Genomic DNA, 13,421 nt, shown 5'->3' with positions numbered 1-13,421 from the left:
GGACCCGGCGCACCCCCGACGGCGGGGCGCGCCGGGCCGCCCGATGTCGGAGGAGTAGAAATGACAACGCAGCGCACGCGGTCGCTCGGGCGTCCGACCCTGGACGCGGTCGCCGCCCGCGCTGGCGTCGGGCGCGGCACGGTCTCCCGGGTGGTGAACGGCTCGCCCCAGGTGAGCCCCGAGGCCCGGGCCGCGGTGCAGCAGGCCATCGCGGAACTGGGGTACGTGCCCAACCGGGCGGCCCGGGCACTGGTCACCCAGCGGACCGACTCGGTGGCGCTGGTCGTCTCCGAGTCCGGTGACCGGGTCTTCACCGAGCCCTTCTTCGCCGGAATCGTCCGGGGGGTCAGCTCCGGCCTGCTGGAGACGCCCCTGCAGCTCTGGCTGGCCATGGTGCAGTCCCCGATCGAGCGGGAGCGGGTCGAGCACCACCTGACCAACCAGCACGTCGACGGCGTGCTGCTGCTCTCCCTGCACGACGCCGACCCGCTGCCCACCCTGCTGGAGGAGCGCGACCTACCGACCGTGCTCGGCGGTCGGCCGGCCCGGATGCTGCAACCGGGCGCGCAGCCGGCGTACTACGTCGACGTGGACAACGTCGGCGGCGCCCGGCACGCCGTGGAGTACCTCTTCGCCCGTGGGCGGCGGCGGATCGCCACCATCGCCGGCACCCAGGACATGGGCGCCGGCGTGGCCCGCCTGACCGGTTACCGGGAGGCGGTCCAGGCCACCGGGGCCGGGCTCAACCCCGACCTGATCTCGTACGGCGACTTCAGCGAGGGCAGCGGGGCGGCCTGTATGCGCCGGCTGCTGGAGGTCTGCCCCGACCTCGACGCGGTCTTCGTCGCCTCCGACCTGATGGCCTTCGGCGCGCTGCGGACGCTGCGCGAGGCCGGCCGGCGGGTGCCGGAGGACGTGGCGGTGATCGGCTTCGACGACGCACCGGTGGCCCGGCAGGCCGACCCGCCGCTGACCACGGTCTTCCAGCCGGTCGAGGAGATGGGCCGGCAGATGGCCCGCCTGCTGGTGGCCCGCATTCGCGGCGACGACCTGCCGGCCAACCACATCCTCCTCGACACCCACATGGTCCGCCGGGCCTCGGCCTGACCCTGCGCCTCGCCGCCCGCCGTCCCGGGCGTCGGGGTGTGCGGGTTCAGAGCCAGCGGCGGAGTTCGCGCTTGGCCAGGGACGAGCGGTGGACCTCGTCGGGGCCGTCGGCCAGGCGCAGGGTGCGGGCCTGGGCCCAGAGGGCGGCGAGCGGGGTGTCCTGGCTGACGCCCGCGCCGCCGTACCCCTGGATGGCCTTGTCGATCACCCACTCCGCCATCGCCGGGGTGGCGATCTTGATGGCCTGGATCTCGGTGTGCGCGCCCTTGTTGCCGACGGTGTCCATCAGCCAGGCGGTCTTGAGCACCAGCAACCGGGCCTGCTCGATGCGGACCCGGGACTCGGCGATCCACTCCCGGACCACGCCCTGCTCGGCCAGCGGCCGGCCGAACGCGATCCGCTGGTTGGCCCGGCGGCACAGCAGCTCCAAAGCCCGCTCGGCCATGCCGATCAGCCGCATGCAGTGGTGGATGCGGCCCGGGCCGAGCCGGGCCTGGGCGATGGCGAAGCCGGTGCCCTCGGCCCCGACCAGGTTCTCCGCCGGCACCCGGACGCCCGTGAAGTCGATCTCCGCGTGCCCGCCGTGCGAGGCGTCGCTGTAGCCGAACACGGTCATCCCGCGCCGCACGGTCACCCCCGGGGTGTCCCGGGGCACCAGGATCATGCTCTGCTGGCGGTGCCGGTCGGCGTCGGGGTCGGTCTTGCCCATCACGATGAAGATCTCGCAGCGCGGATCCATCGCCCCGGACGACCACCACTTGCGGCCGTCGACCACGTACTCCTCGCCGTCGCGGCTGATCCGGGTGGCGATGTTGGTGGCGTCGGAGGAGGCCACCTCCGGCTCGGTCATGCAGAACGCCGAGCGGATCTCGCCGTCGAGCAACGGCTTCAGCCAGCGCTCCCGCTGCGTTTCGGAGCCGAACTCCGCCAGCAGTTCCATGTTGCCGGTGTCCGGGGCGGCGCAGTTGACCGCCTCCGGGGCCAGGTGCGGGCTGCGCCCGGTCAGCTCCGCCAGCGGCGCGTACTGGAGGTTGGTCAGCCCGGCGCCGTAGCGCGGATCGGGGAGGAAGAGGTTCCACAGGTCGCGCCGGCGCGCCTCGGCCTTCAGCTCCTCCAGCACGGGCGACCGCGACCACGGGTCGCCGGCCGCCGCGACCTGCTCGGCGTGCACCGCCTCGGCCGGGTACACGCACTCGTCGAGGAACGCGGTCAGCCGCGCGCGCAGCTTTTCGGTGCGGGCGTCGAACTGGAAGTCCATCACTTCTCCCTGACTGCGCGCAGCCCGTGCTCGACCAGCGGCGCCACCAACTCGCCGATCCGGTCGAAGCCCCCGCCGAGCGTCTGCCCGAGGGTGTGCCGGTAGTGGATGCCCTCGCAGATCACCGCGAGCTTGAAGCAGCCCAGGGCGACGTGCCAGTGCAGCGGGCCGACGTCGACGTCGCTGCGGCCGGCGTACCGGTCGATCAGCTCGGCCCCCGAGGGGAAGCCGGCTCGCGGGCCGAGTCCGTCGGCGACCGGGTTGTCGACGACCGCGTCGCTGTCGCCGAGCACGGTCCAGTACGTCAGCAGGAGCCCGAGGTCGGCCAGCGGATCGCCGAGGGTGGCCATCTCCCAGTCCAGCACGGCCCGCACCGACACCGGGGCGGATGCGCTCGGGCCGGTGCCGACGGTGGCGAGGAGGTTGTCCAGCCGGTAGTCGCCGTGCACGATCCGGCCCGTGTTCGCGCCCTCGGGGACGGAGCCGGCGAGCGCGTCGCGCAGCTCGTCGACGCCCGGCAGCGGACGGCTGCGGGACTGGTCGAGCTGGCCGGCCCAGCGCCGGACCTGCCGGCCCAGGAAGCCCTCGGGGCGGCCGAAGTCGGCCAGCCCGACCGCGGCGGGCTCGACCGCGTGCAGGGCGGCCAGGGTGTCCATCATCGCCGTGGCCAGGTCGCGCCGCTGCCTGTCGGTCAGTGGGTCGGTCTGCGACCGGCCGCGGAACACCTCCCCGTCGACCTTCTCCATCAGGTAGAAGGGCGCGCCGATCACGTCGGTGTCGGGGCAGAACAGCAGCGCCTCGGGGACCGGCACGGCGGTCGGGGCGAGCGCGGAGATGATCCGGTGCTCCCGGGCCATGTCGTGCGCGGTGGCCAGCACGTGCCCGAGCGGGGGCCGGCGCAGCACCACCTCGTGCCCGCCGGAGCGGAGCAGGTAGGTCAGGTTGGACTTGCCACCGGCGATCAGGTGGGCCCGCAGCGGCGCGGCGGCCAGCTCGGGGCGACGCGCGCCCAGGTACGCGGCGAGCCGGTCGAGGTCCAGCCCTCTCGGAGCACCCGCGCCGGCACCGCTGCCCGCGACGGCCGGATCAGTCATCCGAATAGTTGATGGCACCTCAGCCGTCCTGTCAAGGCGGGTTTTTCCCCGGGGACATGCCGCGGCAACAGGGGCGAAATGGTCAACCGGCAGGCTGGTGTCCAGCCTGCCGGCCGTCGGATGCCGGCCCGTCCAGCGGAGGGACGACCATGTTGCTGAGAGTTCGGGTGACCCTGCCGGACCGTCCCGGCACCCTTGGCCAGGTGGCCCGCACACTCGGGGTCTCCGGTGCCGACATCGTCCAGGTCGTCGTCCTGGAACGGCTCGGCGGGCGGGCGGTCGACGACTTCACCGTGGTCTGGCCGGGGGCGGCCCGGGTGGAGCGGCTGCTGGCCGGCCTGGCCGCCATCCCCGGGGTCCGGGTCGACGGCGTCTGGCGGGCGATCGGCGCGCCGACCACCACCGGGCAGGACGCCGAGCTGCTGGCCCAGGTCGCCGGCAACCCGGCCGACGGGCTGGCCACCCTGGTCGACGCCGTGCCCGGGCTGCTCGCCGCGGACTGGGCGGTGGCGGCGGTGGTCCCGCTGGACTGGGCGTCGCGCACGGGCGCGGCCGGCGGCGGCGCCACCGTGGCGCACGCGAGCTGGCGGGCGCCCGTCCCGTCGGCGCTGCCCGAGGTCACCCCGCTGCGGGCCCGCGCGTTGACCAGCGCCGACGGCACCCACTACGCGATCGCGCCGTTCGGCCGGGCCGGCCTGGTGCTCGTGGTGGCCCGGGACCAGACCGGGATGCTGACCCCCGCCGCGTTCCACCGCACCGAGGTGGACCGCCTCACCCAACTGGTCCGGGCCAGCGCGGTGATCCTCGGCGACCGGCTGGACCTGGTGGGTGCCCCGCCGGTGGCGGCCGGCGGCTGAGCGACCGTCGACGACGGGGAAGGGAGACAATCATGGCGCTGTGGCGGATTCGAGCCACCGTGGACGACCGGCCGGGTTACCTGTCGGTGCTCACGGCGAGCCTCGCGTTGCGCGGGGTCAACATCCTCACCGTGCAGGTGCACACCACCGAGGTGGGCGCGGTCGACGACTTCCTCGTCGACGCACCCGACTCGCTCGACGAGGCGGAGCTGGTCGCCGCCGTGGAACGGGGCCGGGGGCGGGACTGCTGGGTGGCGCGTAGCGAGGCGCGCGGCCTGGCCGACCAGCCCACCCGGGTGCTCGGCCTGGCCACCCGGCTGGTCCGGGACCCGGACGCGACGGGGGAGGTGCTGCGCACCCTGCTCGGCGCCGACGAGGTCACCTGGCGATCCACCCCGGTCGGCGGCGGCGTCACCGGCACCACGATGACGCTGCCCGACCCGACCGGTGGGTCGTACGAGCTGAGCCGGGTCGCGCCGACCTTCACCCCGGCCGAGTACGCCCGGGCGCAGGCGCTCGCCGAACTCGCGGCGACCGTGACCCGGCAGCGGACCGACCGGGTCACCCTGGTGCTGCCCGACGGCGGCGAGCTGGTCGTCCGGCAGGCCACCGGCGACGACCTGGCCGGCGCGCTGGAGCTGCACCGGCGCTGCTCGGCGCGTAGCCGCCAGCGCCGCTACCTGAGCGGGGCGGCGGGGCCCGCGCCGGCCCGGCTGCGCCGGCTGCTGGAGCCGGCCCAGGGCCTGACCCTCGTCGCGACCACGGTCGACTCCGGCGGGGCGGCGGAGTCGGTCGTCGCGCTGGCGAACATGCTCGCCGAGGGCGACGAGGCCGAGGCGGCGCTGCTGGTGCGCGACGACTGGCAGCGGCGGGGCGTCGGCACGGCCCTGCTGCGCCGGTTGGTGGGGCACGCCGAGCGGGCCGGCCTGGCGGCCCTGCTGCTGCACGTCCAGGCGGAGAACGCGCCGATGCTGCGGACGGTGGGCAGGCTCGCGCGGCCGACGGCCAGCCAGCGGGACGGCGCGCTGGTCACCGTCACCGTGCCGCTCGCCGCCGCCCCGGTCGCCCCGCCGGTGCCGGCCCGGAAACACTAGGCGGCCAGGCCGCCGCATCCGCTCGGCGGCTGGGCCACCGGTCAGTCGGTGCTGGCCGGGCCCTCCGGGCCCGCCGGGCGGAGCCGGCCCGAGACGCAGAACCGGTTGCCCTCGGTGTCGGCCAGCACGACGTACGGCGAGGCCCCCGGTTCGAGCTGCACCGGGTAGTACGGCCAGTCGACCCGCCGGGCGCCGAGCCCGACGAGGCGTTCCACCTCGCCGTCGAGATCCCGGCCGCCGGCGGTCAGGTCCAGATGGACGCGCGGGAACTCCTCGGCCCGGGTCTCGCTGAGGTCCATCGCGAGCGCCGGGCCGGGAACGCCGGGCGGCGGCGCGAGCACGATCCACTCGTCGCCCGGATAGCGTGGCGGTCGCCGCGCGTAGCCCAGGGCGGCGGCCCAGAACCGGGCCGCCCGATCGCAGTCGGACACTCCCACCGAGACCTGCGAGATCATCGCCATCGGTCGATGGTATCGCCGGCGCGGCGGCGGCAGGGGCCCGTCGACGGGCGGCGGGCCCCTGCGCGCCCCGCCCGTCAGGTGGCGGGGTAGCTGTTGTAGTCGGGGAAGTTGCCGTAGAGGCGGTTCTCGCCGCCGACCGTGACGGCCTGCACCAGCAGGTCGCCGCCGACGAAGGCGCCCTTCCAGGAGGCGCCCCGGCCGCCGAACGGCTCGTCCCGGTCGCCGCGCGAGCGCGGCCTGTTGATGCCGACCTTGAACGCCTGGAGGTCGCCCGCGAGCTTGCCGGCCAGCTCCTCGTCGTCGCAGGCGAGGCTGGCGACCAGCGCGCCGTTGGAGGCGTTCATCGCGGCCAGCAGCTCGTCGGTGGTGTCCACCACCACGATCGTGTCGACCGGCCCGAACGGCTCGGCGTGCATCAGCCGGGACCGGCCGGGCGGGGCGAGCAGCACCGACGGGGCCACGTACGCCGAGGTGTCCTGGCCGTCGAGGAGCGGAGCCCCGGCCAGCTTGCCCCGGTGCAGCGGGACCGCGCCGCCGCGGACCGCCTCGTCGACCTTGCGCCGCAGCTCGTCGGCCTTGGCCCCGCTGATCAGCGGGCCGAAGTCCAGCTCGGGCAGCGGGTCGCCGGCCCGCCAGTTCTCGTCCACGGCGAGGGGATGGCCGAATCGGATCGAGCGAACCACCGGCAGGTACATGTCGAGGAACTCGTCGACCAGGTCGCGCTGGACCACGAACCGGGGGTACGCGGTGCACCGCTGCTTGCCGTACTCGAAGCCCTTCCTCAGGTGCCCGGCGAGCAGGTCCCACTGGGAGAAGCCCCAGATGCCCCAGGCGTTGAGGCCCTCCTGCTCGATGAAGTGCCGCTTGTCGGAGTCGAGCAGCGCGGCGGCGACCTTCCCGCCGTTGGACCGCCCGCCGACGAACGCCACCGCGCCGATCTCCGGGGCGCGCACCAGCACCTCGGACAGCTCCTCGCCGCCGCCGGAGAGCAGGGTGGCGGGGAGCCCGGCGCGGCGCATCAGCGCGTGCGCGACGGTGAGGCAGACGGCACCGCCCTGGGAGGGGGTCTTCGCGATCACCGCGTTGCCGGCGAGCAGCTGCACCAGCTCGGCGTGCACCAGCACGCTCATCGGGTAGTTCCAGCTGGCGATGTTGCTGACCGGACCGGGCAGCGGCTCCCGGCCGTCGGCCAGCATCCGGTCGATCTCAGCGGCGTACCAGCGGACGCCGTCGAGGGCCCGGTCCACGTCGGCGCAGGCCAGCCGCCACGGCTTGCCGATCTCCCAGAGCAGCAGCAGGGCGAGCAGGTCGCGGTGGGCGGTGAGGGCGTCCAGGGCGTCGGTGACCCGGGCCTTCCGTTCGGCGAGCGGGGTCCGCGCCCAGTCGCGGTGCGCGCGGGCGGCGAAGGCGACCGCGGCGTGGGCGGCGTCGGCGTCGAGCCGGGGCAGGTTGACCAGGACCGTGTTGTCGACCGGGGTGCGCACGGGGTGCGGCACGCCGCCCGCCCGCCAGTCGCCCTCGACGAGGTTGCGCAGGGTGGTCACGCCGTCCGCCTCGGGCCCGAAGGCCTCGGGTGTGGCGGCCACCGCGCGGGCGAGGGTCTCGGCCCAGGCGGTGCCGTCGGCGAGTCGTAGAGCCATCGGATCTCCTCAGGGTGAACCGGGGAGCGGCGGCGTCGATGGCACCGCTGGTGGCCGTACTGTCCCGTGTCGATGCGCGGGCGGCAACAGTACGTTCGTATCCCAGGACGCGAGTCGACCACGCGATCGCCCGCTGCACGCCCTCCGGGCCGGGTCGTCGTCGGCGGCGGGTCTTCCCAACGGCGCGATCCGCTGGATACATTGTCGGATATCCATGGGAGCGCTCCCGCGCCTCTTTGGCCCCCACCACACCCGCCGCCGGTGGCGGCGCCGACCCGAGCCCGACGCCCGTCCCGCGTCCGGTCGGCGCCGCCGGGGCGCCGTCCGTCAGGAGCCCGCACATGCGTCACCCGATCCGGCCCGCCCGGCCGCCGTCGCCCGCCGGCCCGCCGCGGCCGGCCCGCCGCAGTCGACCCTGGCTGCGGCGCCTGCTCGCCGCCGGCGTCGCCCTGGCCGGCGGCCTCGCCGTGGGCGTCGCCGCGCCGCAGGCCGCCCCCGTCGCCGCCGCGCCCGCCCTCAACTACGCCGAGGCGTTGCAGAAGTCGCTGTTCTTCTACGAGGCCCAGCAGTCCGGGAGGAAACCGGCCTGGAACCGGGTCTCCTGGCGCGGCGACTCCGCGCTCACCGACGGCTCCGACGTCGGCGTGGACCTCACCGGCGGCTGGTACGACGCCGGCGACCACGTGAAGTTCGGCTTCCCGATGGCGTTCAGCGCCACCATGCTGGCCTGGGGCGCGGTCGAGTACCGCGCCGGGTACACCGCGTCCGGGCAGCTCACCCAGCTGCTGAACAACCTGCGCTTCGTCAACGACTACTTCGTCAAGGCGCACCCCGCACCGAACGTCCTCTACGGGCAGGTCGGCAAGGGCGACGACGACCACAAGTGGTGGGGTCCGGCCGAGGTCATGCCGATGGCGCGGCCCGCGTACAAGATCGATGCGAGCTGCGGCGGCGCGGACCTGGCGGGGGAGACGGCGGCCGCGATGGCCGCGTCGTCGATGGTGTTCCGGCCCACCGACGCCGCCTACGCCGACAAGCTGCTCGGGCACGCGAGGCAGCTCTACACGTTCGCCGACACGGTGCGCAGGAACTACCACGAGTGCATCACCGACGCGACCAGCTTCTACCGCTCGTGGAGCGGGTACCAGGACGAGCTGGTCTGGGGCGCGATCTGGCTGCACCGGGCCACCGGCGAGGCCGGCTACCTCGCCAAGGCCGAGAGCGAGTACGACAAGCTCGGCACCGAGAACCAGACCACCACCCGGTCCTACAAGTGGACGATCGCCTGGGACAACAAGCAGTTCGGGGCGTACGTGCTGTTGGCCAACCTGACCGGCAAGCAGAAGTACGTCGACGACGCCAACCGCTGGCTGGACTGGTGGACCGTCGGGGTGAACGGGTCCAAGGTCAACTACTCGCCCGGCGGGATGGCGGTGCTCGACTCCTGGGGCGCGCTGCGGTACGCCGCGAACACCTCGTTCGCCGCGCTGGTCTACAGCGACAGGACCACCGACGCCACCCGCAGGGCGCGCTACCACGACTTCGCCGTCCGGCAGATCAACTACGCGCTCGGCGACAACCCGCGCAGCTCCAGCTACGTGATCGGGTTCGGGGCCAACCCGCCGCGCAACCCGCACCACCGCACCGCCCACGGCTCCTGGTGGGACAGCCAGACCGTGCCCACCGAGACCCGGCACGTGCTCCACGGCGCGCTGGTCGGCGGCCCGTCGGCGGCGAACGACGCGTACACCGACAGCCGGTCCGACTACGTGATGAACGAGGTCGCCACCGACTACAACGCCGGCTTCACCTCCGCGCTCGCCCGGCTCTCCTCCGAGTACGGCGGCAGCCCGCTCGCCGGCTTCCCGGGCACCGAGACGCCCGACCTCGACGAGCTGACCGTGGAGACCACGGTGATGCAGGCCGAGCCCCGCGCCACCGGGCTGAAGGCGATCATCTACAACAAGTCGGCGTTCCCGGCGCGGGCGCTGACCAACGGCAGGTTCCGCTACTACTTCCGCCCCGACGGCACCGGCCCGGTGCAGGTCACCCCCGGCTACACCCAGGGCTGCCCGTCGCCGGCCACGGCCAAGCAGTACAGCGGCGACATCTGGTACGTCGAGGTGGACTGCACCGGACACACCATCGCCCCGGCCGGCCAGTCGCAACACCGGATGGAGGTCCAGTTCAAGGTCGGCGTGCCGGAGGGCGGCACCTGGGACCCGACCAACGACCCGTCGTACCAGGTGACCGCCGGGCCGAACCGCAAGGTGCCGCTGTACGCCGGGACCGCCCGGGTCTGGGGCGAGGAGCCGACCTCGACGCCCACGGACACCACCCCGCCCAGCGCGCCCGGCGCCCCGGTCGCGTCCGCGCTCACCCCCACCTCGGTCACGCTGACCTGGCCCGCTTCCACCGACACCGGGGGCAGCGGCCTGGCCGGCTACGAGATCACCCAGGAGACGGTCGGCAGCGACGCGCTGGTCCTGCACCGCAGCACCACCAACAGCCTGACCGTCTCGTCGCTCGCCCCGGCCCGGAACTACCGGTTCTGGGTACGCGCCCGCGACGGCGCCGGCAACACCTCGACGACCTCGCCGACGGTCGCGGTGGTCACCCCCGCCGGGGGTGGCCCCGACACCACCCCGCCGACCTCGCCCGGCACCCCGACCGCGTCGGCCGTCGGCCCGACCGGGCTCACCCTCACCTGGGGCCCGTCCACGGACGACGTCGGCGTCACCGGCTACCGGGTCTACCGCAAGACGTGGCCGGTGGACACCGCGATCGCCACGGTCACCGGCACCAGCCACCCGGTCACCGGGCTGACCCCCGCCACCGCGTACGCGTTCTACGTCGTCGCGCTGGACGCCGCCGGCAACCCGTCGATCCCGTCGCCCACCGTCACGGTGACCACCACCGGGACGCCCACCCCGACCACGCCCACCGGGTCCTGCAAAGTCGGGTACGCGACCAGCGACTGGAGCACCGGGTTCACCGCCAACATCACGATCACCAACACCGGCACGACGGTGCTCACCGGCTGGAGCCTGGCGTTCGCCTTCCCCACTGCCGGGCAGCAGGCGGGCCAGGCGTGGTCGGCGAACGTCACCCAGACCGGCACCGCCGTGACCGCCTCGAACCTCTCCTACAACGGGGCGCTCGCGCCGGGGGCGTCCACCAGCTTCGGCTTCAACGGCACCCACCCCGGCACCAACCCGAAGCCCACGACGTTCACCCTCAACGGCTCCCCCTGCACGATCGCCTGACGCCGCTCCCGCCCTGGTGAGACCTTGGACGGTTACCGTTCCCACGGGACGGTAACCGTCCAAGATTCATGTAGCGGGGCGCCAGCCCGCCGCCAGCAGGGCGCGGCGGAGGATGGCCGCGACCTCGTCAGGGCGGGCGCGGACGAGCCAGGCGGGGAAGCGCAGGATCCGGTCGCCCGCCGTCCACACGTCGTTCTGTCGCCGCATGTCGGCGGCCCACTCGCGTACGTCCATGTGATGCGCGCCGTCGATCTCCACGTGCACCCCCCACTCGCGCCAGTACGCGTCCAGCCAGCGGGTTCGCCCACCCGCGTCGGTGCGCCGGTGCTGGAGATCCGGTCGGGGCAGGCCGTGCCGCCGGCACAGCCGCAGGAAGTCGATCTCCGACAGGGCCTCCGCGCCCCCGGCGATGTCGTCGACGGTCCGGCGGACGAGGTGACGCCGGTGGGCCCGGGGGAGCGCGTCGACCACCGCCCGAATCTCCTCCGGCGACACCCGCCGCTGCTGACAGCCGGCGGCCAGCACCGCCTGGGCCTCGTCGACGGTGCGCGCCCAGCCGGCGGCGTCGACCAGGGCGCGGGCCGTCGTCGTCCGGGGTGGCCGGGCGAGCTGGAGATGCGCCCGTGGCAGCACCGACGTGCGGTGCACCACTACCGCCGCCATGTCGACCGGCAGCCGCCGCAGCACCGTCCGGCCGGCCCGACGGGTCGCCGGCACCAGGACGTGCAGCGGCTCCCGTCGCAGCCCCCGGACACCGGCCTCGGCCGCCGCGGTGGCCCCGGCCAGCACCGCGCGGGGACCGGACGAGCCAAACGGGGAAGCGCCGGATCAGTCGGCCAGGTCGCCGGCGAGGAGGTCCATCAGCAGGCCGTCGTGCCAGCGGCCGTCCTCGCCGCGCTCGTAGCGGCGCAGCACCCCGACCGGGCGGAACCCCACCTTCGCGTACGCGCGGATCGCGGGGGTGTTGGCCGCCGCCGGGTCGATGGTGAGCCGGTGGTGGCCATGGTCGTCGATCAGGTGCCGGGCCAGGGTGCGGACGGCGTCCCCGCCCAGCCCGCTGCCGCGTACCTCCGGGTCGAGGAAGAGGTCGAGGCTGGCGTGCCGGTAGTCGGGGTCGCTCTCCGCGTACCACTGGATGGCGCCGACGACCCGGCCGTCGTGCTCGATCGCGTACACGGTCAGCACGTCGTCGGCCAGGTCGGCGCGCACGGCCCCGGTCAGGTCGTCGCCGCCGCGCCACCAGCGCCGCACCTCGGGCGTGGACCGGATCGCCGCGAGGACCGGCACGTCGGCGTCCGTCGCCGGTCGAAGCGTGACCGCACTGCCTCTCAGCGTCGGCACCGCGCTCAGCCCCGCAGCTCGCCGTGCTCGACGCAGACCGCCGCCCAACCCACCGGCAGCACCTGCACCTTCATTCGCCGTCGGCAGTGCGCGCAGAACCGGGGCGGCTCCAGCTCGCGCGCCGCCCGGCACGCCGGGTGACCCCCGGCGTCCGCCGGCTCCCCGCACCGGTCGCACCACACCCGCGTCGTGGTCATCGGCGTCGGCGTCACAGCGTCGCGGAGAGGGCCTTGACCGGCATCTTCAGGTCGTCCAGCAGCGCCAGGTCGTCGGTCGCCGGCCGGCCCAGCGTGGTCAGGTAGTTGCCGACGATGACCGCGTTGATGCCGCCGAGCAGGCCTTCCCGGGTGCCCAGGTCGCCGAGAGTGAGCTCCCGGCCGCCCGCGTACCGCAGGATGGTGCGCGGCATGGCCAGCCGGAACGCGGCGATGGCGCGCAGCGCGTCCTTGCCCTCGACCACCGGACGGTCGCCCAGCGGGGTGCCCGGGCGCGGGTTGAGGAAGTTCAGCGGGACCTCGTGCGGGTCCAGCGCGGCGAGCTGCGCGGCGAACTCGGCGCGCTGCTCCACCGTCTCGCCGAGGCCGAGGATACCGCCGCAGCAGACCTCCATGCCGGACTCGCGGACCATCCTCAGCGTCTCCCACCGCTCCTCCCAGGAGTGGGTGGTGACGACGTTCGGGAAGTAGGAGCGGCAGGTCTCCAGGTTGTGGTTGTAGCGGTGCACGCCCATGTCGACCAGCTCGTCGACCTGCTCCTGGCTCAGCATGCCGAGCGACGCGGCGACCTGGATGTCGACCTCCGCCCTGATCGCGGCGACACCCTCGCGCAGCTGCTTCATCAGCCGGGCGTCGGGACCACGAACGGCGGCCACGATGCAGAACTCGGTCGCCCCGGTCGCCGCGGTCTGCTTCGCCGCCTTCACCAGGGAGGGGATGTCCAGCAGGACCGAGCGGACCGGCGAGGTGAACAGCCCGGACTGCGAGCAGAAGTGGCAGTCCTCCGGGCAGCCGCCGGTCTTCAGCGAGACGATGCCCTCGACCTCGACCTCCGGCCCGCACCAGCGCATCCGTACCTCGTGCGCGAGCTGGAGGGCGGCGGGCAGGTGCTCGTCGGGCAGGTTCAGCACGGCGAGGACACCGGCCTCGTCGAGGCCGACGCCGTTCTCCAGCACCTGCTTCCGGGCCTGGTCGAGGATCTCTGGCATGGCTCGTACCCTACAAGGCCACCCCGACCCGGAGAAGCGCCCGACCACGCCCAGCTGGCCCCCGACCACCCCCTGCCCGTTCCCGTGCGTCCCCCCGCT

12 protein-coding genes are annotated in these 13,421 nt (G+C 74.3%); 4 read left to right on the top strand and 8 right to left on the bottom strand.

Going from position 1 to position 13,421, the window contains the following annotated elements; genetic code table 11:
* Window positions 1-60 precede the first annotated feature (60 nt).
* Entirely contained in the window at window positions 61-1,107 is a 1,047-nt protein-coding gene (locus tag OG559_RS02910) for a LacI family DNA-binding transcriptional regulator (protein WP_405112072.1), read from the top strand.
* Between the two features lie 46 nt (window positions 1,108-1,153).
* Here OG559_RS02910 and OG559_RS02905 read toward each other — a convergent pair whose 3' ends face one another.
* Window positions 1,154-2,365, bottom strand: a complete 1,212-nt coding sequence (locus tag OG559_RS02905; RefSeq protein WP_405112069.1) for an acyl-CoA dehydrogenase family protein — start codon at window positions 2,363-2,365, stop codon at window positions 1,154-1,156.
* Window positions 2,365-3,459: a phosphotransferase family protein gene (locus tag OG559_RS02900; protein ID WP_405112066.1), complete on the bottom strand. Its 1,095-nt coding sequence runs from the start codon at window positions 3,457-3,459 to the stop codon at window positions 2,365-2,367. Before OG559_RS02900 ends, OG559_RS02905 begins: the two co-directional genes overlap by 1 nt.
* A gap of 149 nt (window positions 3,460-3,608) precedes the next feature.
* On the opposite strand from OG559_RS02900, the gene OG559_RS02895 reads away from it, so the two are divergent.
* Window positions 3,609-4,316, top strand: a complete 708-nt coding sequence (locus tag OG559_RS02895) for an amino acid-binding protein (protein ID WP_405112063.1) — start codon at window positions 3,609-3,611, stop codon at window positions 4,314-4,316.
* 32 nt (window positions 4,317-4,348) lie between these two features.
* Window positions 4,349-5,410 carry a GNAT family N-acetyltransferase gene (locus OG559_RS02890; RefSeq protein ID WP_405112060.1) on the top strand — a complete coding sequence of 354 codons (1,062 nt, stop codon included), beginning with the start codon at window positions 4,349-4,351 and terminating at the stop codon, window positions 5,408-5,410.
* A 41-nt stretch (window positions 5,411-5,451) separates the two neighbouring features.
* Here OG559_RS02890 and OG559_RS02885 read toward each other — a convergent pair whose 3' ends face one another.
* Complete coding sequence (locus OG559_RS02885; protein WP_405112057.1) at window positions 5,452-5,871, bottom strand: VOC family protein; 420 nt, start codon at window positions 5,869-5,871, stop codon at window positions 5,452-5,454.
* Window positions 5,872-5,945: 74 nt separating this feature from the next.
* A complete protein-coding gene (locus tag OG559_RS02880; protein ID WP_405112054.1) occupies window positions 5,946-7,511 on the bottom strand; it encodes an aldehyde dehydrogenase family protein in 1,566 nt (521 codons plus the stop codon).
* A gap of 341 nt (window positions 7,512-7,852) precedes the next feature.
* On the opposite strand from OG559_RS02880, the gene OG559_RS02875 reads away from it, so the two are divergent.
* A complete protein-coding gene (locus OG559_RS02875) occupies window positions 7,853-10,777 on the top strand; it encodes a glycoside hydrolase family 9 protein (protein WP_405112051.1) in 2,925 nt (974 codons plus the stop codon).
* Window positions 10,778-10,843: 66 nt separating this feature from the next.
* On the opposite strand, the gene OG559_RS02870 is transcribed toward OG559_RS02875, so the two are convergent.
* From OG559_RS02870 to bioB, 4 genes are read right to left on the bottom strand one after another with little or no spacing between them, the layout of a single operon-like run.
* The gene (locus OG559_RS02870) at window positions 10,844-11,566 is read right to left on the bottom strand and encodes a hypothetical protein (RefSeq protein WP_405112049.1); all 723 of its coding nucleotides are present in this window, start codon (window positions 11,564-11,566) and stop codon (window positions 10,844-10,846) included.
* Between the two features lie 39 nt (window positions 11,567-11,605).
* Window positions 11,606-12,118, bottom strand: coding sequence for a GNAT family N-acetyltransferase (locus OG559_RS02865; RefSeq protein ID WP_405112046.1), 513 nt, complete (start codon window positions 12,116-12,118; stop codon window positions 11,606-11,608).
* A gap of 5 nt (window positions 12,119-12,123) precedes the next feature.
* On the bottom strand, window positions 12,124-12,315 hold the full coding sequence (locus OG559_RS02860; RefSeq protein WP_350885700.1) for a hypothetical protein: 192 nt from the start codon (window positions 12,313-12,315) through the stop codon (window positions 12,124-12,126).
* An 11-nt stretch (window positions 12,316-12,326) separates the two neighbouring features.
* Window positions 12,327-13,322: a biotin synthase BioB gene (bioB, locus tag OG559_RS02855; RefSeq protein WP_405112043.1), complete on the bottom strand. Its 996-nt coding sequence runs from the start codon at window positions 13,320-13,322 to the stop codon at window positions 12,327-12,329.
* Window positions 13,323-13,421 lie beyond the last annotated feature (99 nt).

Source organism: Micromonospora sp. NBC_01405, from assembly GCF_045040155.1.
In the GTDB taxonomy this organism is placed as follows: domain Bacteria; phylum Actinomycetota; class Actinomycetes; order Mycobacteriales; family Micromonosporaceae; genus Micromonospora.
This window is presented reverse-complemented; position numbering and strand designations above follow the sequence as displayed.

Coding starts and splice junctions, on each gene's coding strand:
- OG559_RS02910 (WP_405112072.1), top strand. CDS start 61: ATGACAACGCAGCGCACGCGGTCGCTCGGGCGTCCGACCCTGGACGCG.
- OG559_RS02905 (WP_405112069.1), bottom strand. CDS start 2,365: ATGGACTTCCAGTTCGACGCCCGCACCGAAAAGCTGCGCGCGCGGCTG.
- OG559_RS02900 (WP_405112066.1), bottom strand. CDS start 3,459: ATGACTGATCCGGCCGTCGCGGGCAGCGGTGCCGGCGCGGGTGCTCCG.
- OG559_RS02895 (WP_405112063.1), top strand. CDS start 3,609: ATGTTGCTGAGAGTTCGGGTGACCCTGCCGGACCGTCCCGGCACCCTT.
- OG559_RS02890 (WP_405112060.1), top strand. CDS start 4,349: ATGGCGCTGTGGCGGATTCGAGCCACCGTGGACGACCGGCCGGGTTAC.
- OG559_RS02885 (WP_405112057.1), bottom strand. CDS start 5,871: ATGGCGATGATCTCGCAGGTCTCGGTGGGAGTGTCCGACTGCGATCGG.
- OG559_RS02880 (WP_405112054.1), bottom strand. CDS start 7,511: ATGGCTCTACGACTCGCCGACGGCACCGCCTGGGCCGAGACCCTCGCC.
- OG559_RS02875 (WP_405112051.1), top strand. CDS start 7,853: ATGCGTCACCCGATCCGGCCCGCCCGGCCGCCGTCGCCCGCCGGCCCG.
- OG559_RS02860 (WP_350885700.1), bottom strand. CDS start 12,315: ATGACCACGACGCGGGTGTGGTGCGACCGGTGCGGGGAGCCGGCGGAC.
- bioB (WP_405112043.1), bottom strand. CDS start 13,322: ATGCCAGAGATCCTCGACCAGGCCCGGAAGCAGGTGCTGGAGAACGGC.